The 22667-nt window shown below is 35.9% G+C and carries 17 protein-coding genes and 1 other annotated feature; of the genes, 3 read left to right on the top strand and 14 right to left on the bottom strand.

Going from position 1 to position 22667, the window contains the following annotated elements; genetic code table 11:
- The first annotated feature begins 7 nt into the window (after window positions 1–7).
- A complete protein-coding gene (locus IGL98_RS03850) occupies window positions 8–2563 on the top strand; it encodes a BspA family leucine-rich repeat surface protein (protein ID WP_206842707.1) in 2556 nt (851 codons plus the stop codon).
- A gap of 80 nt (window positions 2564–2643) precedes the next feature.
- Here the strand turns inward: IGL98_RS03850 and IGL98_RS03845 are convergent, their stop codons facing one another.
- From IGL98_RS03845 to IGL98_RS03815, 7 genes are all read right to left on the bottom strand, one after another.
- Window positions 2644–5289 (bottom strand): valine--tRNA ligase, encoded by a 2646-nt coding sequence (locus IGL98_RS03845; RefSeq protein ID WP_206911744.1) that lies wholly within the window; start codon window positions 5287–5289, stop codon window positions 2644–2646.
- Window positions 5290–5366: 77 nt separating this feature from the next.
- Window positions 5367–5587: a binding site (T-box leader), on the bottom strand.
- Between the two features lie 44 nt (window positions 5588–5631).
- The gene (locus tag IGL98_RS03840; RefSeq protein ID WP_206842702.1) at window positions 5632–6123 is read right to left on the bottom strand and encodes a thiol peroxidase; all 492 of its coding nucleotides are present in this window, start codon (window positions 6121–6123) and stop codon (window positions 5632–5634) included.
- A gap of 144 nt (window positions 6124–6267) precedes the next feature.
- On the bottom strand, window positions 6268–6921 hold the full coding sequence (locus IGL98_RS03835) for a redox-sensing transcriptional repressor Rex (protein WP_206842699.1): 654 nt from the start codon (window positions 6919–6921) through the stop codon (window positions 6268–6270).
- Between the two features lie 150 nt (window positions 6922–7071).
- Window positions 7072–8277, bottom strand: a complete 1206-nt coding sequence (gene thiI, locus IGL98_RS03830) for a tRNA uracil 4-sulfurtransferase ThiI (RefSeq protein WP_339099615.1) — start codon at window positions 8275–8277, stop codon at window positions 7072–7074.
- 44 nt (window positions 8278–8321) lie between these two features.
- A complete protein-coding gene (locus IGL98_RS03825) occupies window positions 8322–9470 on the bottom strand; it encodes a cysteine desulfurase family protein (protein WP_206842698.1) in 1149 nt (382 codons plus the stop codon).
- 121 nt (window positions 9471–9591) lie between these two features.
- A complete protein-coding gene (ezrA, locus tag IGL98_RS03820; RefSeq protein WP_069645660.1) occupies window positions 9592–11313 on the bottom strand; it encodes a septation ring formation regulator EzrA in 1722 nt (573 codons plus the stop codon).
- A 229-nt stretch (window positions 11314–11542) separates the two neighbouring features.
- Window positions 11543–12208 carry an HAD family hydrolase gene (locus IGL98_RS03815; RefSeq protein ID WP_206911743.1) on the bottom strand — a complete coding sequence of 222 codons (666 nt, stop codon included), beginning with the start codon at window positions 12206–12208 and terminating at the stop codon, window positions 11543–11545.
- Window positions 12209–12402: 194 nt separating this feature from the next.
- On the opposite strand from IGL98_RS03815, the gene IGL98_RS03810 reads away from it, so the two are divergent.
- Window positions 12403–13755 (top strand): aspartate kinase, encoded by a 1353-nt coding sequence (locus IGL98_RS03810; protein WP_206911742.1) that lies wholly within the window; start codon window positions 12403–12405, stop codon window positions 13753–13755.
- Between the two features lie 94 nt (window positions 13756–13849).
- Here IGL98_RS03810 and IGL98_RS03805 read toward each other — a convergent pair whose 3' ends face one another.
- The 7 genes from IGL98_RS03805 to IGL98_RS03775 all read right to left on the bottom strand — a co-directional run bounded on the left by IGL98_RS03805 (window position 13850) and on the right by IGL98_RS03775 (window position 21243).
- On the bottom strand, window positions 13850–15076 hold the full coding sequence (locus IGL98_RS03805) for a collagen binding domain-containing protein (protein WP_206913091.1): 1227 nt from the start codon (window positions 15074–15076) through the stop codon (window positions 13850–13852).
- A gap of 36 nt (window positions 15077–15112) precedes the next feature.
- Window positions 15113–16198, bottom strand: coding sequence for a non-hydrolyzing UDP-N-acetylglucosamine 2-epimerase (wecB, locus tag IGL98_RS03800; RefSeq protein ID WP_206913089.1), 1086 nt, complete (start codon window positions 16196–16198; stop codon window positions 15113–15115).
- Window positions 16199–16328: 130 nt separating this feature from the next.
- Window positions 16329–17585: a glycosyltransferase family 2 protein gene (locus tag IGL98_RS03795; protein WP_206913087.1), complete on the bottom strand. Its 1257-nt coding sequence runs from the start codon at window positions 17583–17585 to the stop codon at window positions 16329–16331.
- 320 nt (window positions 17586–17905) lie between these two features.
- Complete coding sequence (locus tag IGL98_RS03790) at window positions 17906–18424, bottom strand: HAD family hydrolase (RefSeq protein ID WP_206913085.1); 519 nt, start codon at window positions 18422–18424, stop codon at window positions 17906–17908.
- A 227-nt stretch (window positions 18425–18651) separates the two neighbouring features.
- Window positions 18652–19491 (bottom strand): Cof-type HAD-IIB family hydrolase, encoded by an 840-nt coding sequence (locus tag IGL98_RS03785; protein ID WP_206913084.1) that lies wholly within the window; start codon window positions 19489–19491, stop codon window positions 18652–18654.
- Between the two features lie 34 nt (window positions 19492–19525).
- Window positions 19526–20359, bottom strand: a complete 834-nt coding sequence (locus tag IGL98_RS03780) for a DUF72 domain-containing protein (RefSeq protein WP_206913082.1) — start codon at window positions 20357–20359, stop codon at window positions 19526–19528.
- A gap of 143 nt (window positions 20360–20502) precedes the next feature.
- Window positions 20503–21243, bottom strand: a complete 741-nt coding sequence (locus IGL98_RS03775; protein WP_206845136.1) for an acyl-ACP thioesterase domain-containing protein — start codon at window positions 21241–21243, stop codon at window positions 20503–20505.
- Window positions 21244–21661: 418 nt separating this feature from the next.
- Here IGL98_RS03775 and IGL98_RS03770 point away from each other — a divergent pair, with 418 nt between their 5' ends.
- Window positions 21662–22507, top strand: a complete 846-nt coding sequence (locus tag IGL98_RS03770) for a helix-turn-helix domain-containing protein (protein ID WP_206845139.1) — start codon at window positions 21662–21664, stop codon at window positions 22505–22507.
- The last annotated feature ends 160 nt before the right edge of the window (window positions 22508–22667 follow it).

Raw genomic sequence — 22667 nt, 5'->3', positions numbered from 1 at the left:
AGGAATTATGAAAAAGAATTACGTGATTAAAGGTCTTATGTTTTTTGGGTTGATAGGTATTTTGGGGTTGCAATCTCCTTTAGTTTTGGCAGAAGAGCAAAATGAATCTGTTAAAGCCGCCGATTCTAGCGAACTAAAAGTATTGGATGAAACTGAAGCCACAGATGAAATGATTCCAACAACAATTGAGATACTAAGTGAGAAAACAACACTAGAAATCAATGAGACTCTTGTGTTATCTGCCAAAATTATCTCAGATAGTAATATTAAAACAGCCATATGGACAACAAGTGATGAAACGATTGCTACTGTTTCCGATTCTGGAATCGTAACGGGGAAAAAAGCAGGTAGCGTTTCTATTACAGCAAGTACTTCTAATGGAAAAACAGCTTCAGTAGTATTGACCGTTACCGAGAAAAAAGAAACAATTACAGGGACTTTTGGAACCGTTCCGTGGACATGGGAAGCAGAGACACAAACTCTTACTTTTGGTGAAGGAGAATTCCCAAGTACACAGTATTATTCGGATAATATTTTAAATAAAATTGAAAACTCCACTCTGTTACAAGGAAAAAAAATTAAACGAATAAGATTTACGAAGCTTGTAAAAGCCAATAAAATTTCTCATTATATCTTTAGCAGATTAAGTGAATTAGAATCTATTGAAGGTTCTAGTCTTTTGAACACTAGCGATGTAAGTGATATGGATTTCATGTTTTTAGACGACAACAATTTGACAACTTTAGATGTTAGTAATTGGGATACTAGCAACGTGTCTAGCATGAATAGTATGTTTAGCTCTGCTAGAAATTTGACAAGTTTAGATGTGAGTAAGTGGAACACTAGTAACGTATCCAGCATGAGTTCTTTATTTTCAGGTACTAACAGTTTAACAGATTTAGATGTCAGTACTTGGGATACTAGTAGCGTGACTAATATGGAATATATTTTTTTGGGTGCCAGCAGTTTAACAACTTTAGATGTCAGTGCTTGGGACACTAGTAATGTGACAACTATGTCTGGTATGTTTGCCCATGCCAACAGTCTAATGACTTTAAACGTGAGTAAGTGGGACACTAGTAATGTGACTCATATGAATTCCATGTTTAGTGGTACTAAAAGTTTGACAACTTTAGATGTTAGTACATGGAACACTAGTAACGTGACAAATATGACGGAGATGTTTATGGATGCTAGTGAACTGACAGCATTAGATGTCAGTAAGTGGAATGTTAGTAATGTAAAAACTATGCTGCGCCTGTTTTGGAATGCTAAAAGTTTAACAACTTTAGATATCAGTAACTGGGACACCAGCAAGAATGCATATATTAGTAGTATATTTTCTTATACAACTTCTTTAGACACTTTAATTTTAGGTAAGAACTGTCTCTTGAAAGGATTTGGTCTCCCAGAGAGAAAAAATAAAATATATACTGGAAAATGGATATTAGTTTCTCACTATACTCAGAATAGCTACTCCAGCAGTCAAGACTTAATGACAAATTATGATGGCACAAAACCTGGAAAATATGTTCGTGAAAAATTTGGAGACAGTACAAAAGTATCGGGAATTGAGTTAACCCCTCCTGTTATAGAATTGGCTGTTTCTGAAGAAGCGATATTGCAAGCTAAGATTACCCCTGCAACTGCAAGCAACAAGAAAGTAACCTACACAATATCTGACAATACTGTAGCAACAATCTCTGCAGACGGCATAGTAAAAGGGCTAAAAAAAGGAACTGCTGTGATCACAGCTACAACAGAAGACGGCAGCTTTCAAGCAACCAGTACTGTAAAAGTCGTTGAACCAAGCGCTTTCTTACTTGAGACATTTTATTTAGGAATTGATAGCTATGTAATAGGGAGCGTAAATGCTAGTTCATCTGCTAAAAAAGTCCAACTAATTATAAACGATGAAGTGATTACCACTTCGACACTCTTACGTGATGGAAGTTTCGAGTTAGATACTGAAGGAATGATCACCAAGGTAACAGATAAAGTAGAAATCGTTGCATTAGACCGGAAAAATAAAGAACTAGAACGAGCTCCTGTAACCATCAAAGAAAAATCCTATGCCTTAACCGTGAATCCCTATACTTTATACGAAGATTCAATCGTCACAGGTAAAACAGATTATTTCCATACTCATGTGGCTTTATTGGTCAATGGGGAAGAAATAGAACGAAAATTGTTATCTTCAACGAGACAATTTAGTTTTGATGTCGAAGGTTTGGTTGACTATACCGATGATGAGGTTGAAGTCGTGGGTTATCGTTATGAGGAGGAAATTACTCGTAAAGAAGTCACGATTCAAGAACCTGTGATAGAAATGTCTCTACCCCCGTACAAAGTAGATGAACCCTATGTGACTGGAAAAGTCACTGGGAAATCTGCTAAAAATGTTCGTTTATATGTAAACGGAAGAAGACAACAGACAATAAAAGTAGCTGATGATGGCACATTTAGTTTATTGGGCGTTGCTATTCTATCCCCTAAAGATAAAGTTCAATTAGCAGTTTTAAATGATGCCGGCATTGAAATTCAACGTTTCTCTGTAACGTGACAAATTAAATAATCTCATTTTAAACAAAAAATAGAGGAGAATAATCAGAAAAATTCTGATTATTCTCCCCTTTTTTATATTTAATTCACTGTACGAAGTTGCGCAATTCGTTCTTTCACAACCACTTGTTTTTCTAAATAATCTTTCTCTTTTGCTTTTTCAGCTTCCACAACATCATCCGGTGCGTTAGAAACAAAGCGTTCATTCGCTAATTTTCCTTGAACACGTTTGACTTCTTGCGTCCATTTATCTAATTCTTTCTCTAAACGGGCTATTTCTTCTTCCACGTTGATCAAACCAGCTAATGGTAAGTATAGTTCAGCTCCTGTTAGAACCGCTGACATCGCTAATTCAGGTGCAATAATATCACTTGCAATCGTTAACTCTTCTGGATTACAGAAACGCTCGATGTAATTTGTGTTTTCGATCAAAAATTTATCAATCGTTTCATCACTTGTTTTGATCAATAATGTGATTGGTTTTGAAAGTGGTGTATTCACTTCTGCACGAATATTACGCACCGCACGAATCACCTCTTTTAAGACTTCCATACCGCGAGCGGCTGTTTCATCTGAAAATTCTTCATGGACAATTGGGTAATCCGCAACTACAAGAGATACCCCTTCATGCGGAATATTTTCCCAGATTTCTTCTGTCACAAACGGCATGATTGGATGCAATAGACGTAAAATTTGGTCTAGTGTGTACACTAAAATGCTGCGTGTTGTTTGTTTTGCAGATTCATTTTCGCCGTAAAGAATTTCTTTACTCATTTCGATGTACCAGTCACAGAAATCGTCCCAGATGAAATTGTATAACTGACGACCAGCTTCACCAAATTCAAAGCGGTCAAATAAATCAGTAACACGAGCAACTGTTTCATTTAGACGTGTTAAGATCCAGCGATCTGCCACAGTTTTCTCACCGCTAAAATCGATATCTTCATAAGCCATACCTTCAACATTCATGATTACGAAACGGCTAGCATTCCAGATTTTATTGATAAAGTTCCAAGAGGCATCCATTTTTTCATAGCTGAAACGCATATCTTGACCTGGTGTTGAACCATTTGACATAAACCAGCGCAAAGCATCTGCCCCATATTTATCGATCACTTCCATTGGATCGATTCCGTTACCTAGTGATTTACTCATTTTACGTCCGTCTTCTGCTCTGATCAAACCATGCATCAAAACATTTTTAAACGGTGCTTTTTCAGTAAACTCTAAACTTTGGAACATCATGCGGCTAACCCAGAAGAAGATAATATCGTAGCCTGTCACTAATGTACTTGTTGGGAAATAACGCTGATAATCAGCTGCTTCCTCATCTGGCCAACCCATTGTTGAAAATGGCCATAGCGCTGAACTGAACCATGTATCTAGTACATCAGAATCTTGTGTCCAATTTTCTGCATCTGCTGGTGCTTCCATGCCAACATACATTTCACCCGTTTCTTTATGATACCAAGCAGGAATTTGATGGCCCCACCATAATTGACGCGAAATTACCCAGTCATGAACATTTTCCATCCAACGTAAGAAGGTTTGGTTAAAGCGTGGTGGATAAAATTCTACTGCATCTTCTGTGTCTTGATTTTTGATGGCTTTTTCAGCAAGTGGTGCCATTTTAACGAACCATTGTGTAGATAAACGAGGTTCAACAACAACACCTGTCCGTTCTGAATGTCCAACACTATGATTCATTGTTTCGATTTTAATTAAACGACCCATTTCTTTTAAATCAGAAACGATCAATTTACGTGCAGCAAAACGATCCATATCTGCATACTTTCCAGCTAAATCGTTCATAGAACCATCTTCATTCATTACATTTACGCGAGGTAAATCGTGACGGTTACCAACTTCAAAATCATTTGGGTCATGAGCTGGCGTGATTTTTACTACCCCTGTTCCAAATTCCATATCTACATATTCATCCGCAATGATTGGGATTTCTTTATCCACTAAAGGCAATGTAACTGTTTTACCGATCAACGCTTGGTAACGCTCGTCATCAGGATGAACCGCGATCGCTGTATCTCCCAACATTGTTTCAGGACGAGTCGTTGCGATTTCCACAACTCCTGTGCCATCAGTCAGTGGATAACTCATATGGTAAAACGCACCTTCGATATCTTTGTGGATAACTTCAATATCAGATAAAGCTGTTTTTGCTTTTGGATCCCAGTTGATGATGTATTCGCCACGATAAATTAGATCTTTTTCATATAAAGAAACAAAGACTTTGCGAACAGCTTCAGACAAGCCCTCATCTAAAGTAAAACGTTCCCGGCTATAATCTAAAGACAAGCCCATTTTCGCCCATTGTTCACGGATATGAGAAGCATATTCTTCTTTCCAATCCCAGACTTGCTCTACAAATTTTTCACGACCTAAATCGTAACGGGAAATATCTTGTTCTGCTAATTTTTCTTCAACCTTTGCTTGTGTTGCAATACCAGCATGGTCCATTCCTGGCAGCCACAATGTGTCAAAGCCTTGCATTCTTTTTTGACGGATGATCATATCTTGTAAAGTCGTGTCCCAGGCATGACCTAAATGGAGTTTACCAGTAACATTTGGTGGTGGGATTACGATTGAATAGGGTTTTGCTTCTTTATTGCCATTTGGTTTGAACAAATCTTGATCTAGCCATTTTTGATAGCGTCCTTGTTCTACTTCTGTAGGCTGGTATTTTGTCGGTAGATTTTTTTCTTCTGACATAAAAGTTCCTTCTTTCTGTTTTTTAACTCAAATTATGGTCGTGATGCACATACAAAAAGCCCTAAAATACTTTCGTATTTTAGGGCGTATAGACATTATACGCGGTACCACCTAAATTGTGTCTGACTATCCAAACACCGCTCATTCGTGAGGTAACGATCACTACTCGAATCATTCTACTGAATTCAAATCATTTGACTCCCAAGCTACCTTCTTACTGGTTATGTGAAAATCTTCCACCAAGCAATTTTCTCTCTATAACGATGCCAGTAGTACTCCTCTTGTTCACAGTCTTTGCTACATTTTAACATTGAAGTTGAATAGAAGTCAATTTGAAAAAAATCAACGTGCTGCTTTTGCTTGCTCTAGCGCAGTAGCATAATCTGGTTCTTCAGCAATTTCTGTAGAAATCGCTTCGCAGATAATGTTACCTTCTTTATTGATCACAAAAATGCCACGAGCCAAACGTCCCATTGCAGGAATAAATAAACCGTATGCTTCACCAAATTTGCCTTCAGTATCATGTAAAATTTCCATATCGACACCCTCAGCTGCACACCAATTTGCTTGTTCTTCTTTTGTATTATTAGAAATCGTAATGAATTTTACGCCTTCAACATTCGCCGCTTCATGGTTAAAACGTTTTGTTTGTAACGAACAGATTCTAGTATCGATATCAGGTACAACGCTGATTAAGACTGGAGTACCAGCAAATTCTGCTAGGTTTACTACTTCATCATTTAAGTTTTTTAATGAAAAAGCTGGTGCTTTGGTCCCTACCTCAGGTTGCACACCAATTATTTCTACTTCTTCGCCTTTTTTTGTTACTATCATTATTTTTCTCCTCCTAATTTAAAAGCTGAATGAGCTGCTGGCTCACAAAGCTAGATATTTAAGCTTCAAAAGCTCAGCAAGTTAAAATGCTCTCTCTCTATTTAGTATAGAGGAAGGAGGAAGAGATGACAAAGTTCTTGCTTTCTATACTTTTTTACTTGAAAAAGTTTCATCAAAATAAATCAAGGTTTGCAGTTCTGTCGTTAAATCAATATATTGTACATTGACATTATGAGGTACTGTTACACGATCAGGCGCGAAATTCAAAATCGCTGTAATTCCAGCATCGACGATTTTATCAATGGCTTCTTGTGCGAATTGGCTAGGTACTGTGGAAATCGCAACTGTTACACCCGTTTTTTTGACTTCTTCCGCTAAATTTTCCATTGGTTGGATCGTGATGTCATCAACCGATAATCCTACAAGTGCTTCTTCGGTATCAAATGCACAAACAATATTCAAGTTCTCGTTTCTGCGGAAATTATTTTTAACCAACGCTTTCCCGAGATTACCACAACCGATCAACGCAATTCGTTTTTCTTCTTGCGTATTTAAAATATGGCTAAAAACTTCAATCAAGTAAGGTACATCATAGCCATAACCACTTCGTCCCAATTCACCTAAGTGAGAAAAATCACGACGAATCGTTGCTGATGGAACTTGGATTACGTCACTAAATTCTTTTGACTTGATCCGTGTTACACCAGAATCTCCTAGCATTTTTAAATAACGTAAGTACAATGGCAACCGCTTAGCTGTAGCTTTGGGCATTGTTTTTTCTTTATGTAATTCTTTCATTTTCCACCCTCCTTGTTACTTATTTCACATATATAGTTTAGCATGCTTGTATGTCGCGGGCAACTTGTTTGTGAAAAAAAAGGGAGGTATTAGAAAAAACTAATAAAAAGAACAGATTCGATAGCGGTATCAAGTCTGTTCTTTCAACTTTTAGAGTAAATCAGAAAATTCTTCGTTTTGTTCACTTAATTCAGTTATTTCACTAACTTTTAAGCCAGCCATTGAGCGCGCCATCAATCCTTCTATATCTAGTCTGGCTTCATAGGCTTGCGCTTTATCTAATTTAGGTCTCGTTTTTGGTTGAGGTGGTGCAAAAATCGTACAGCAATCTTCAAATGGTTGAATCGCTAGCTCAAAAGTATCAATTTTTTCAGCAATTTCGATGATTTCTCCTTTATCCATCGATACAACTGGACGAATAATCGGCGTTGTAGTAACTTCGTTGATTGCTACCATACTTTGCAAGGTTTGTGATGCAACTTGACCCAATGATTCTCCATTAATGATGACTAATCCTTTTCTTTGAACACGTATCGCATCAGTCAAACGCAACATCATTCGGCGTGTTACCGTCATTAAATAACCTTCTGGTACCACTCGTTTGATTTCTTCTTGGATTTCAGTGAAGGGTACTTCAATAAATTGAATACTACCAGCATATGGTGCAATTTTTGCTGCTAAGTCTTTAGCCTTTTGCAGTGCTTGCTCGCTTGTATATGGCGGGCTGGCAAAATGAACGGCTTCCACTTCCACACCACGTTTCATTGACAAATACCCTGCAACAGGTGAATCGATCCCCCCAGAAAGCATCAGCATACTACGGCCACTCGTTCCGACAGGTAATCCACCAGCACCACGAATCGTTTCATATGAAAGATAAGCACCTTCTTTGCGGATTTCTACACGAATATTGATATCCGGCTTTTTCATTTGTACAGCTATTTCTGGGAAAAGCTCAAAAACGGCACCGCCAAGTTCTCGGTTTAATTCATTTGTATCCAATTCAAAACTATGATCAGAACGTTTAGAGGTGATTTTAAATGTTTGTCCTGGATGATAAGCAGATTTGATGATCGTTTGAACCATTGCACGAATTGCCGGCATTGTTTTTTCTACACGAACGCTTGGCGAAAAGTTTTGAATCCCGAAGACTTTTTCTAACTTAGGTAAGATTTGTGTGCTGTCTTCACCATTTAATATCAGGTGCATCCGATCTCGGTCAGCATGGATTTTGACAGCTGGAAAATCACCAAGTACTCTTTTGACATTTTGTGCTAGTTGGGAGATAAATAATTTTCTATTTTTTCCTTTAGTTGAAAGTTCGCCGTAGCGAACCATGATTTCAGTATATTTCACAAGTTTTCAATCCTTTTCTGTAAAGCATGATTTTTTTGATTCTCTTAGCCGTTTAACACCAAGAATTTTTTATATAGTTGATTAAAAATAATCATAAACTGTTCTGCTTCTGCAATCGTATTGCTTTCATCCAAACTGACACGGATGGCTGATGTCGCTAAAGAGTCAGGGACTTTCATGGCATGCAACGTGCTGCTAGCCATTTTTTTTCGACTGGAACAGGCGCTAGTCGTTGATGTGTAGATTTGTTTTTCTTCTAATGCATGCACGAGTACTTCTCCACGGATTCCTTTTAAGGCAAAACATAAAATATGCGGTGCAAAATCCGGTGTTTCTTTTGAAAATACTGTAACATTCGAATATTCCTGCAATGCCTCAATCAAATAACGACGGATAGTTGAAGTGTGCTCTGGTTTTTCAGCTTTCTTATCTGTATACAAACGTAAAGCTTTAGCCATTGAAACAATACCTGCAACATTTTCAGTTCCGCTTCTTTGATCATTTTCTTGACCTCCACCTGTTAATAACGGCGCAAGCTTGCGACCATGTTTCCAATAAATAAACCCTACACCTCTAGGGCCATGAAACTTATGGGCAGAAAAAGTCGCAAAATCTACACGCGGTGTTAGCCATTGTTCCTGACTAACTTTACTAATTGCCTGAACCGCATCCACATGAAAATGAATCGTTGGATAGTTTGCTAAACAGTCACTAATTGCTTGAATGGGTTGGATCGATCCTATTTCATTATTGACTGCCATGATCGAAACGAGAATCGTATCCTTGCGAATCAGTTTCGCTAATTCATCGACTATTACAAAGCCATGTTCATCAACAGGAGCGATTGAAAGCTCGAATCCATTTTCTGCAAGTTGTCTTGCTGTTTCAGAAACAGCTGGATGTTCAATATTCGAAATAATAATATGACGACCAAAAGATTTCTTTTCTAAAGCTGTTCCTTTTAAAACCCAATTATCACCTTCTGTTCCGCCACTTGTAAAGAAAATCTCGCTCGGCTTCACTTGAATCAAGTCTGCTATTTGCTTACGCGCTTGTTCTAACAAACGATTCGCCTGATTTCCCAAGTCATGTAAACTAGACGGATTACCAATAATACGTTGACTTACTTTTATATATGTATCTAACGCTTGAGGATAAATCGGTGTTGTTGCACTGTTATCAAAATATATCATCTAAAAAACCTTCTTCTTTTGAAATTCTTTCCTATTATATACTTTCTATTTTTGTAGTTCAACCAAACAAACAGAATTAATCAAAATAAAAAGGTGAGACACATGTCTCACCCTAAATTCTTTAAATTGCATCAAGATTATTGAAGTAGAAATCTTCAATTCTTCTAAACGCGCCTGGCTCCACTCGTTCAAGTGCAGTGCCAATCTCATCTAGAGCATCTTGATATCTGTATTCTTTCGAAAATAGTTCTAAACTGTTTTCCATTGCCACACGAATTGCTTCATGTGTATGACGGTAACGATTCGCATATTGCATCATTTGTTCTGTCAATGCAGCGGAGTTAACTAAATCATTCGTTTTCTTATCTAGTAATTCTAAATCTTCATTACAAAGATCAGAAAGCTTTTTGATTTCTTCCATATTGATACGGATTCGATTCAATGCCTTGCTTAGTTCTTCGATACGATCTGTTGCTACAAAGAAAAACTCTAAGTAATCAGCTGGTAATCCTGGTAAACGTTGTTTTTCAACATGACGTTTGATATTACGTAATCGGAAATCATATTGATCAACTTTTTCTTGAGCAGCTTTTTCACCTTTGCGTAATTCTTTTAATGAATCATCGATTTCAACTTGTTGATTTTCAATGTCATCTAATATCTTGTAACAATCTTTAAAGAATGCTTGTACTTCAGAATAAGGAACTGTATGTTCTTTCATTTTTGGTTCAAAATCTTCGTAACGGCGAATCAGCTCTTCGATTTCTGTTTGGAAACCTCTTGAACGTCCTAACTCATTATGGTTCAATGTGTAGCTTTGTGATGTGTGATCTAATTCAATCATCAACTGACGATTATTTTTCAGTGCATGGGCGATATAATCACCAACGACTTTCTGATTCGTCATCACATATTTCTTCGCATTGATCTCACGTTCCATGATTTCGTATAATGCATCAATTGCATTAGCTGTATCACGATTAGCTACTTCTACTGCATCAACTTCGGTCTTCTCTAAATCGACTGTTGAATTTTTCACGCGTTTTTGAACACGTCTTAGTTCATCTTCGAAATTCTTTTCAGGGAAAACATAATGATCTGCAAGTAGACGTTTGTATCCTTCTTCGATCTCTTTTAATTGATCAGGGAACGTTCGATTCAATTCATCATAAAGTGGTGGAATACGTTTCATCACGTCGTCTAATTCATAGGTATGACGTTCAGCGTTTTCTAAAACTTCACGCGCTTCGATCGGATCTCCAGAAGTATTTAGTGTCACAAACTGAGTAAATTCGATTTCGATATTTTTGATTTGTTTTTGTAACTCAGGATAGGCAGAGCCAAATTCTGATTTTTCATCATGAAGTAATTTACTGATTTCTTCATAAACATCTAAAGCTTTTTGTACTTCAAGTGAATTACGCTCTTCACTCTCACGTAGTTCTTTCAAACCATTACGAATGATCTCAACTTCTGATTCCATCTCAGTCATCGTTTGATCAGCTTCAGCAACTGCTTTTTTTGCTTTCATAAAACGGAAGGTTTCATTTAAATTTTCGACTTCAAAAATCTGACTTTCTAGCTCTGCAAAAGAACGAGTAGAAATCTCAGTCCAACGTTGATTCCATTCTCTAAACGTGTTCTGACTTTGCCCGACCATGTGCATCTTTTTGACATCATCGACCTCTTCAATCACTGGTAAGTCGAACAGCTCTTCTTTCCTCTTTTCCAGATCATCGAGTTTCATTTGATTTTTCTTTCTCATAAAATAACCAACTAAATACAAAACTGCTGCGATGATTATTATAGCTAAAACTACGATAATGATCAGATTATTCTTCATTCATGGTTCCTCCGTTTATTTATCCATATATGATTATACAACCGCTGATAAATAACAAAATCACTTCTATCTACAATTGTATTACTCTCTTATCTACATAAAATCCTTAAAAACACCTACAGAAAATTATACCACAATCCACTCTATCAAGCACTAGTTAATTGTAATTTCTTAATAAATGTTTTGACTTTGTAATATTGTGACGTTTCCGTCCTCATTACTAACAAGTTTAAACGATAACTTCCACTTCTTGCAACTTTTTACACATGTCACTCAATGTATCCAATTGTGCATCAGCTAACTGCTGTTCCATTCCAAAACGAATATCTTTTATAGCCCAGACTGTCATACCTGCATCATGTGCTGAGCGTATTCCTTTTTCTGAATCTTCAAGCGCAAGACAATTTTCAGGATCGATTCCTAAATCACTAGCAGTGTATTCATAAATTTCAGGTGCGGGCTTACTTTTTTTAAATTGAGTTCCACTGACAATCACATCGAAGTAACTAGCTAATTGCCCTGCTTTCAACACCTCTTGGATCGCATCCATCATTGATGAAGAGGCCAAACCGATTTTGTACCCTTTTCTTTTAAGAAATTGTAAGACTCGTTTTGCATCTGGATCGATCATACTACCATAATCGATGGGATGATCGATTTTATATTGTAAATATTTTTCAGTTAGGAAAGCTTCATCATAGTTTGTATCATTTACTTCTAGAATCGTCTCCCATAAACTTCGCATATCTGCTCCAACAAATTCAGGAATCGGTATTTGTTCAATAGATAGATCGTATTCTTTAAGAAAGGCTTTCCTACGTTGATAATAAAACTCTTCACTATCAACCAATACACCGTCCATATCGAAAATAATTCCTTCATATTTTTGTATCATTTTGGTGCTCCTTTTTTTACTATTCTTATTCAGCTCTACCAGTCTAACAAAAGTTTGAAAAAAAATGAAGAAATTTGTCGAAAAAGAACGGAAAAGATTAAATAATTGTCCATTTTGCGGTTGCTTTTCATAGGATATTTCGGTATTCTTTTACTATTATAATGAAAAATCTATTAAAATTAGGAGTGAAAAAAGTGAAAGTCACAAAATTTGGGGGAAGCTCACTTGCTTCTGCAACACAATTAGAGAAAGTTTTACAAATCGTAAAAGAAGACGTTTCACGAAAGTTCATCGTTGTTTCAGCTCCTGGTAAACGTTCGTCTGAAGACATCAAAGTAACAGATATGCTTATTACTTATTATCATGCGTATTTAAATAATGAAAAGACTACTGAAATCATCGAAAAAATCGTTGCCCGCTATGAGGCAATCTTAGATGAACTAAAACTTAATAAAGATGTTTTAGCAGACATCCAACTTGCGATCCAACATTTAGCTACTTTGAAAAAAGAAAATAATCCTCATCTTTTAGATGCTTTTTTAGCTAGCGGTGAAGACAATAATGCTAAGCTAGTAGCTGCATTTTTCCAGCAACGAGGCTTGAATGCTCGTTATAAAAATCCTTTAGATCTTGGTATCATCGTTTCAGATGAACCTGGAAATGCTCGGATTTTGCCTTCTTCTTTAAGCAAGATCAATCAATTCAGTACAACTGAAGAAATTTTAGTGATTCCTGGCTTTTTTGGTTTTACAGAAGCTGGCGACATTTGTACATTTTCTAGAGGAGGATCCGATATCTCAGGATCGATCGTTGCCGCTGGTGTAAAAGCAGATATTTATGAGAACTTTACTGATGTTAACGGTATTTTTGTCGCTCATCCCGGTATTATTCATGAACCAAAAACGATTAAAGAACTGACTTATCGAGAAATGCGGGAATTAGCATATGCGGGCTTTGCGGTGTTACATGATGAAGCCTTGATGCCCGCTTATCGCGCCAATATTCCAGTAGTTATCAAAAATACGAATAATCCTGAACATCCTGGCACATTGATCACGACTTCTAGAACAGTCAAACATGACCCAGTGGTAGGAATTGCCAGTGACCAAGGTTTTGCTAGTATCTATATAAGTAAGTATTTAATGAATAGAGAGTTAGGTTTCGGTCGTCGTTTACTTCAAATTCTCGAAGAATTAGGGCTTAGTTATGAACATATGCCTTCTGGAATTGATGATATTTCAATTATTTTAAGAGAAGGTCAATTAACAATTGAAATAGAAGAAGAATTAATGAAACGTTTAGAAGATGAGCTTGAACCTGATGAATTGCGGATCACTCATGGTTTGTCGATGTTGATGGTCGTGGGAGAAGGAATGCGCCAACGGATCGGGGTCATGGCTGACAGTACTGAAGCCTTAGCTTTTAATAAAATCAACTTAGAGATGATCAACCAAGGATCATCTGAGGTCAGCATCATGTTTGGTATCCGTGAAGATCAAGAGACAAAAGCGATTCAGGCTTTATATCAAACCTTTTTTGAAGGATAAAAAATACTAGTAATGCTTCAAATGAGAGTAAAAAGGGAAACAATCAGCTTAAGAAAATTTCTTAAGCTGATTGTTTCCCTTTTTCTTTTGCGTATTATTTAATACCGTTTTGATTTTTTTTCTTAAATAGAAACAATGACACGCTGATGAAGAGTAGTACATAGCCAATCAATCCAATCATTGATTTCAGATACCCTGTTCTTGGCAATTTGTTGGAATTTTTTTGTTTCAAATCACTGGAACTTTCAGCTGAATTTGCTGATAAATCTGAGTTGGTGGTCGTTCCTTGTTCTGATGAGATAAAGTCAGTAGTGCTTTCTACTGTCGATTCTTCAAGACTCTCAGTACTACTATCAGAAGTTGTAGAGCTTTCAATCGCGCTTGAATCCGTTGATGATGTTTCTATCGTTTCAGAAGTAGATTCTTCTGGATCAGGTTCCCCTGGTTCTCCCGATCCGCTTCCACCGCCACCAAGCCCTGGTGTTTCAGCCTCGATCACTACCTGATTTCCTTCACCATCGGCTTCCAGAATGGCTTTATTTCTATAAGGTATATTCGGATCGGCTTGTTTATTCGATCTATACGTTAAACTAACTGCATTATTCAATGTTCCTAAATTAACAATGAACCCCGCATTCGTTGAGCTTATTTTAGCTGGATCGATAGGTTCTTTCGGGTAAAACAATTGGGTTGTCTTGTCATAGGTCCCAATTTCAGCCTGAATTAGAAAGTCATTACTAAATTCCTGGTTATCCCCAAGAACATCAGTCAAAATAGTATTTGTAATGTATTTGGAATCAGGATTAATGATAATATTCCAAATAGCTGAGGTATTATCAGAACTATTCCAACCGACTTTGTTCATCACCCAATTTTCATTTTCCGTCATTGTTGTTCCACGAGCATAAAAGAGAATTTCCCCTTGGCGATTTGCTTTATGCAATTCATAAAATGGACCGAAAATTGCTGTCACAGTATTTGATTCTGAATCACCACTGATCGTCATGATTAACGAACCGTCCTCTGTAGCAATATCGTAGGAAAAGTCGCTTGCGATTAGAGTATTCCTTGGAACCCTTAAATTCATCGTATCTCCAGAAACGATTGAAACAGTATCTGGGATATTATATGTGTATGTTAATGAAACATTTTGATGATAACTGATTTCGGTTTCCTCATCAACAATAGTATCACCTTTGACTATCGTTGGATTAGAAACATATAGATCGCCAAAATCCGTGTTGGCATATGAATAGGCTGGGAAGAAAATACTAAAAATCAGACAGAAAATAGTGGCTTGAACAATTCTTTTACTTTTCATTACATAGTCTCCTTCTTTATAACGTTTCTTCAGTGTCTATATTTCCTGCAACAAACACTTAATGATCCTTTTTGCAGCATGTCCATCTCCAAATGGAAGGGGGCTTTCAACCGTTCGCATTGCTTCATATTCGTCTGTATTATTCAAAAGAGTAACGACATTTTTATATAGCATTTGTTCATTAGTACCGATAAGTTTTAAAAAACCTGCAGTAACTGCTTCTTGTCGCTCAGTCACTTCTCTAATCACCAAAACAGGGACCTTGTAATAAGGGGCTTCTTCTTGAATCCCCCCAGAGTCTGTAATAACTAAAAAACTATTCATCATCTCTTGCTGAAACGCCAAATAATTCAAAGGAGCCGTTAAAACAATATTCGATTGGTTAGCTAATAGTGAACATACTACCTTTTTTATTTTAGGATTGAGGTGTACAGGATATTTTATAACAATATCGGGATAATTTTTTGCAATTTTTATTAAAACGATACAAATTTTCTTTAACTTTTCCACATCTAATTCTCGTCGATGTAAGGTAACAAGTATTTGCCGCTGTTCTTCCGCAATCGTCCGCTTTAAATCAAGATAACGTAATGTATCGATACCTGTGTTACCTGTAATTTTAATGACGGATTGTATACCTTCTTTTTCTAAATTCTCTTTATTGCTTTGCGTTGGAACAAAATAATAATCCGCTACCCGATCGACCAATTGCCGATTTATTTCTTCTGGGAATGGTGCATTCTTATTACCAGTTCTGAGCCCAGCCTCAATGTGTGCTATTTTTTTCTGCTGGTAAAACGCCATTAAGCTAGCGACAAAAGCTGTTGTTGTATCCCCGTGAACAATCACCAAATCAGGATTTTCTGCCTTCACAATAGGTTCCAAGGTGCTCATCATGTTGATAGTCAAATTTGTTAATGTTTGTTTGTCCTTCATAACACCTAAATCGTATTGTGGTTGAATTTCCCATTCCTTTAAAAGAATGTCGACCATTTCTTTTTGTTGTCCAGTATTAACGATGGTTAGTTTGATACGTTGTGCATGCTTCTGACACTCTTTAATTATCGGAAACATTTTTATTAATTCAGGCCTTGTGCCAAAAATGATCATATAATGTTTCATCGGTGACCTCCTTTCTATTGCAACTAGAAAAAACCATAAAAATTTACCGAAAACAATACTTATTACAATGACAATAGGTGGCAAGATAGAAAACAATCGACTATCAAAATAACCGTTGATTTCATTCATTTTAGACATTCTCTTCTCTTTTCGTTTTTATCCAGGACTTTTTCCCTACTAGCTGTCTAGCAAATGCTAAAAGGATACTGGGAATTGTCAAAAAAATATACAGGTACATAAAAATCCCACCTAAATAGCATCTAATTTTGGGAGAATTTTCAATTGTTTCAATATCTCTGGTTTCTTTTATATATCTTTTAGAAAATGTTAGACCTGGATAAACTGTAATAAACGCCATTAAAAGTATAGTCAGCACGGATTTTAGCGTCATTTCTTCTAATAATGAGTGCCCCAGCATTCTTATTGAGATTAAAAGAATGACACTATTGATCAAATTATAATGAGGCTGTAGTAAAAAATAGAGCATCTCTAGTTTTCCGATTTTCGAAAGTGAATTAGTTTTGAGCAACCTAAACATATAAAAATGGCATTGAAGACTGCCTTGAATCCAGCGGCTTCGTTGTTTAATATAGCGCTGATAACTTGTCACACCTTGTTGGTAAATGATTAGTTGCTCTGTGTAAACGATTCGCTCGTTATTCAACAATAAACGAATCGTCAAATCATAGTCTTCAAGTAAACAGTCATTCCAAGGGATGTCCTCAAATTTTTTTAATACAGACAATCGGGTAAATTGACCATTTCCGCCAAGTCCAACAGTTTTGGTCTTCATTCTAAGCTTTTGTATATTTCCAATCACTTCATAAAATTCAATATCTTGCAGTAATGTCAACCAATTTCCACCTTTATAATTGTTGATAATTCGAACGCGTGCTTGGATTCCATGAATGTCAGAATGACTAAAAATTCTATCGGCAATATTGAAAGCATCTTCACATAAGAAACCATCCGCATCCAGAACCGTGACAATGACCTGATTAGAATCTATTTGTCGATAATCTTGAAGAATTTTTCTATAAGCAACATTCAATGAATGACCTTTACCTTGTTGAGCATTTGGTTTTTTTTTCTCAATTAGTTTAATTCTGGAATCAGAAACTCCATTTATAACTTTTAGCGTGTCATCAGCTGAATCATCATCAACAACGTAAATTGTTAAATTTTCTGTTGTGAAACGTAATAAAGAAAGAAGCGTTTCTTTAATGACTTTCTCCTCATTAAAACAAGGAATGACTACTACGTAATGTACTTTACGATTTGGTATAAAAAGCGTTTCAATATAAAGTTCCTTTGCACTTTTGATCATTGTGATATAGATATAATAAACACTAATTGAAATCATGGAAATAACGTAAATAACGCCCATTTAGCCCCACCTTTCTTTTGATACTAAAGGGTTTGATCATAATTGTTTTTCACAAGCTATGTGTAGTAACAACCCTAACTTACATAACAATTATCTTCCTTCGTAATTTTAAATAAATATTATGTTTTTTTAATCCAACTATATGTATGTTATCATATAAATTATGTAATTTTTATCACTTTATTCGCTCAGATTCTAAAATAATGAGAATAATAGATGGATTTTTTTATATTTAACAAAAAATAGTGTTTATCAAAACTAAAAATTAGCTTTGACAAACACTAAATCCGAATCAACTTGGGCGTATAATTCACTATTATTTATTCCTCTATCGCTTTACATTGGCGTTCTAGCTCAGCCTTAATTTTTGGTTCGGGAGCAAAATCAGCTTCCCAATTGTCAGGCTTCAATACTTTATGCGTCACTGGATGATAATGGGGTTTCCCATCAGGAAAAATTTTCCCCATGTTGGCTTCATGAACAATCGAAAATATTTCTGTCGGATCAACACCTAATAGTGAAAACGAACCGTATGTGAAATACAATAAATCAATTAGTGCATCTACTTGTTCCACCAAAGGATCTGTTACTTTATTTTGCTTACTAAGCACCTTTTCTTCTGCTTGATCGACAGATATTTTTAACTGGTTCACTAATTCTTTGAATACAACAGGGTCATTATTTGCAGATCCATATAGAAATTCAACTAATTCTTCCACTTTAAAACCCGCTCTGTCTGATGCTTGTTTAGCAGAAAATTGCGTTGGAATCTTAGGTTTCCTATTATCAAATTTTTCATGAAATGCTTCGGTTTTTTCAAAAGGATTATCGATTTTCATTTGGTTCCTCCTAAATTTAAAAGCGAAGCGGACTCGTTCAGTCTTGACAGGAAAATAGAAAAAATGTTTGTGACGCTTTCTGTCACATGCAGATTTTATCTTTTTCCTGAGAGACTTGTCCGCGTAGCTAGATAACATATCAGTAACAACGTTCAACCTTGACTGGAAATTAGTAATACTTGACTGTGACACTTCTTAGCCTTTTTCCGAAAGTTTAGCCTATGCCACTACATAATTACACCATAATGCCGTAATGCTTGATAAATTCCATCTTCTTCATTTGTTCTAGTCACATATTTCGCCACTTTTTTGACTTCGTCTTCTGCATTCCCCATTGCAACACCAAACCCGACACCACTAAGCATCTCTATATCATTCCAGCTATCTCCAAATGCCATTACTTCATCTAATGTAAATCCAAAATATTCGGCGCATTTCTGGATGCCCACAAGTTTTGATCCACCAATTGGAATAATATCAAGTGTATAGGGATTCGATCTTGTCAGTTGGCAACCTGGTAATTGTTCGCTTAAAAAATCAAACTCAGCTTGCGGACTTAATAAAACACATTGATAAATCGGTTCTTTTAAAATATCCAGATCATGATAGCGTTGAGCCTTTCTATGAATTGAAAAGCGGCTGATCAGATTTTTTACAAACGTTGTTGGAAAGTGCTTAGGTAAAAAACGAACCAGTTTTTTTGCCCATTTCTTTTGGCCAAAACGCATCAATGAACTGCCTTCCAAACTCCGTCTTGAACCGAACATAATTTGACGATGATAAAAATCTGAAAATGAAACAATCCTCTTTAGCGTCTCATCACAAAAGTGATCTGCTCGAATCGTTTCTTCCTCTGTATAAACTAGTTGACCATTGTAAGTAACAAAAACATCTAGATTTAATTCATCTATTTGTTGGCTTAAATGAACTGGACCTCGACCTGTCGCTACTCCACAAATGATTCCTTGTGCTTGGGCCTTTTCAATCGCTTGTTTAGTCGATGCTAAGGCTTTGGTATGTTTGTTCACCAAAGTACCGTCTATATCAAAGAAAATAGCTTTAATCATGGTATTCCTTTCTTTAATTGAACTATGTCATTTGTTAAAATAAGCCCATTTGTTTTGGGTTTAAATTCTTGTATTCCAATTTCAAGGCAGCTTTCATTTCTAATAAGTTGCCTGCCGCATCGCCGCCTGAATTATTGTTGAAGATCACGCCAACTTCTTTCGTCTCACGAGCCACTTTTTCCACCGCTTCAATCAACTCTGCGATTTCATCTGAATTGTAGCGATATAAGGTACGCTTTTTACGCCAATCTTTGTCATTTGCCATCCACCCTGCGGCATTGCGCCCATGAAATCGGAATAACGAAAATTGATCATTGGTAACATAAGGGAAAAATGGGACTGGATTCGTTGGAATCTGCGGCTCATCGACTGCCACTAAGGAAAACTCATTGCGTTTCATGAACGATAGTGTTTGTTTAATGTATTTAGCTGTATACCACGAACCATTTCTCAATTCTATCGCAATCGGAAATCTGGCAAACCAGTGACGAATCTTTTCCAAATACTGAACATTTTCCTTCGTACAGCTAAACGTTCCAGAAAATTGAATCAGAAATGCAAAAAGCTTCCCACTTTCGATCATGGGCGCCATGCTTGTCAAAAAAGCTTCAACCATCTCATCTTCATTTTGATAATACTGTTGCCATTCACCTTGACAGCTAATGCCGCTATATACTTTCATCACAAATCGAAAATTCTCAGGAACTGATTTAGTCCACTCTCGAACAGAGTCTTGTTTCGGAATGCCATAGTAAGCTGTATCCATCTCGACTAGTGGTAGGTAACCTGCATATTCATATAACGTAGAACGCTTTTTTCCGGTTAATTTATCATGTTCATTAAAAGAAGTCAAACCTAAACGAATCATAGCGTATTTTATCCTTTCTCTTCATAAAACTACTATAATATACATATAGTTAAAATGATTTTTCTATCATTTATTTTATACTAAAAAAGACCAAGACAAAACAAAAAGTTGTCTTAGCCAAAAAATAATTTGGTTCTAAAATCCTATTGGCTTTTTTTCCATTTCATGTTTGCTTCACAATAGATTTGACCATCGATTCGGATTTCATGTCGCGTTGTCTCTCCTTCATCCGTATCAAGCATTTCATAATGACTTTCTACTACCTGACCGTATTCTACTTCCTTATCAAATTTTACATTGATAAAGGTCGGCTCATGTGTGCTTAAAAAATCATAGCCCAATACATCTAATAACCAATTAAAGTAGATTGCATTATTAACATGCTGATTTCCGTCGATATCAAAATAACGCACACGATATGGTAGAAATTCACCATCTTCTACTTTTTCAATTTTTTCGCCACGATAAATTTTCTTGATTTTTTCACTTTCATACGGCTCAATGATCTCAGGTAATACGCTACTCATTTTACGATTTTCTTTATCCATCAAAACAAAAGTCGACTTGATCAATACGCATTCGTTTCCTTGTTCATCATGAATCCAAAAGTTTCGATAGCAAAAATATTTATTATACGCCATTGCTTGAGTCGTCACGGCGAGCTTTTCTCCCACTTTAGGTAAACGGGTAATATGGATTTCGTAATTGGTAATGACCCAGCCAAGGCCAAATGAAGCAACAAAATCACTTCCTCTATCTAAGGCATCGCTTTGTTCTTCAGATGTTTTGATTACAACAGCCAACATTGATGGAATCGTCATTTTTCTAGTAATATCGCCATCATAATAAGCTACTTCATATGGGGTCGTAAATTTTTTTGCCACTGGATCTCCTCCTTTTTTATGCTTGTATGACTGGTTAAATTATACCATACTATGCTAAATCGATGATAAAAATCAATAAATTTAGAAACTGATTCAACTGGTTTACGCACTAATATTTTTCAAAAAAGATATAATAAACGAATTTTTCTGATATAATAAAAAACCTTTTTAAAACAGAAATAGAATTTCCTCTGTTTTAAAAAGTTTTAATTTTCTATCCATTTGTTAAAAAACAAAATCTAATAACTAATTTTCCAACACTATACGTGCCCTGTATTGCCATAGCCAATCACTTCATTCAATAAAAATAAAAGCGTTTCCATGTCTATCCCTCCAAAAAATTAGTTGATTCCAAAAGAATAATACCATACTATTATATAAACTAGAACTATAATGCATAAACATAGAGGGGAACATTATGAGAATCAAAGGAGATATCATCCGCACAGTCAGAAAACAAAAAAAATTGTCGCAAGTAACTTTAGCCGCTGGAATTTGTACACAAGGAACGGTTAGTAACATTGAAAATAAAAATGTTTGTGATAGCCTTGAAATCCTTGATGCAATCTGCAAAAGATTAAACCTCAGTCTCGAAAGCGTATTAGATGATAATGATGAAAAAAAACTTACTTCCCTTTTAAATCATGTGGAAGAATTGTGTAATACGTTCAAACATAAAGAAGCCCACTCACTTTTAAAATCAACCTCGATCAATGTTTCTGATTTTCAAAATAGAGAATTAGAAGTTCGCTGGTTTTATTTTATGGGAATCACGAACTTATTGGGCTACAACAATACAACCGATAGTTTATTCTATTTTTACAGAGCTGATGAACTTGGCGATTCAAATTCTGTTTATGCGATTCTTTCTGTCAATAGTTTGGGGATCGTTTATGAAATGGCTGATGAGTTGGACAAAGCACAAGTTTATTATGAGAAATCGATCGATATGCTGAATAGGATGACAATAAAAATGCCGATTGAAGCAACCAAAATATTCTTCAATACAGCCAAATTCTATTCATTGATCAAAAATTACGAGATAGCTTTTGAGTTAGCTTCTAAAGGAATGGCCTTAAATAAATCCTATCAATCGTTATACATGTTGGATCTTTTGGCTTACGAAGCAGCTTTTAATGACTTTATGAGATCACCAGATTTAAAAGTACCAGATTTTAGCAGCGCAAAAGTTTTTGCTACTTTTAATGATAATCAACGTTTGTTAGATGTGATTGCTAATGATGAAAAAACATTAACTCACTAGATAAATCACTAGTATAAACCGCCAGTTAGAGTGTAGATTCACTTTGCTCATAACTGACGGTTTTTCAACTTTTTCTCTTTCAAAAAAGTATATGCTTATTTTTAACTAATAATATATTTATTAATATTTCATCGTTATATAATTAAAAAAATATAAATCA

It is taken from the genome of Enterococcus sp. DIV0840, from assembly GCF_050527835.1.
GTDB lineage: Bacteria > Bacillota > Bacilli > Lactobacillales > Enterococcaceae > Enterococcus_L > Enterococcus_L ureasiticus.
This window is presented reverse-complemented; position numbering and strand designations above follow the sequence as displayed.

What these genes read in the sequence shown, in the direction of transcription:
- IGL98_RS03850 (WP_206842707.1), top strand. Translation starts at nt 8, where the DNA reads ATGAAAAAGAATTACGTGATTAAAGGTCTTATGTTTTTTGGGTTGATA.
- IGL98_RS03845 (WP_206911744.1), bottom strand. Translation starts at nt 5,289, where the DNA reads ATGTCAGAAGAAAAAAATCTACCGACAAAATACCAGCCTACAGAAGTA.
- IGL98_RS03840 (WP_206842702.1), bottom strand. Translation starts at nt 6,123, where the DNA reads ATGATAGTAACAAAAAAAGGCGAAGAAGTAGAAATAATTGGTGTGCAA.
- IGL98_RS03835 (WP_206842699.1), bottom strand. Translation starts at nt 6,921, where the DNA reads ATGAAAGAATTACATAAAGAAAAAACAATGCCCAAAGCTACAGCTAAG.
- IGL98_RS03825 (WP_206842698.1), bottom strand. Translation starts at nt 9,470, where the DNA reads ATGATATATTTTGATAACAGTGCAACAACACCGATTTATCCTCAAGCG.
- ezrA (WP_069645660.1), bottom strand. Translation starts at nt 11,313, where the DNA reads ATGAAGAATAATCTGATCATTATCGTAGTTTTAGCTATAATAATCATC.
- IGL98_RS03815 (WP_206911743.1), bottom strand. Translation starts at nt 12,208, where the DNA reads ATGATACAAAAATATGAAGGAATTATTTTCGATATGGACGGTGTATTG.
- IGL98_RS03805 (WP_206913091.1), bottom strand. Translation starts at nt 15,076, where the DNA reads ATGAAAAGTAAAAGAATTGTTCAAGCCACTATTTTCTGTCTGATTTTT.
- wecB (WP_206913089.1), bottom strand. Translation starts at nt 16,198, where the DNA reads ATGAAACATTATATGATCATTTTTGGCACAAGGCCTGAATTAATAAAA.
- IGL98_RS03795 (WP_206913087.1), bottom strand. Translation starts at nt 17,585, where the DNA reads ATGGGCGTTATTTACGTTATTTCCATGATTTCAATTAGTGTTTATTAT.
- IGL98_RS03790 (WP_206913085.1), bottom strand. Translation starts at nt 18,424, where the DNA reads ATGAAAATCGATAATCCTTTTGAAAAAACCGAAGCATTTCATGAAAAA.
- IGL98_RS03785 (WP_206913084.1), bottom strand. Translation starts at nt 19,491, where the DNA reads ATGATTAAAGCTATTTTCTTTGATATAGACGGTACTTTGGTGAACAAA.
- IGL98_RS03780 (WP_206913082.1), bottom strand. Translation starts at nt 20,359, where the DNA reads ATGATTCGTTTAGGTTTGACTTCTTTTAATGAACATGATAAATTAACC.
- IGL98_RS03770 (WP_206845139.1), top strand. Translation starts at nt 21,662, where the DNA reads ATGAGAATCAAAGGAGATATCATCCGCACAGTCAGAAAACAAAAAAAA.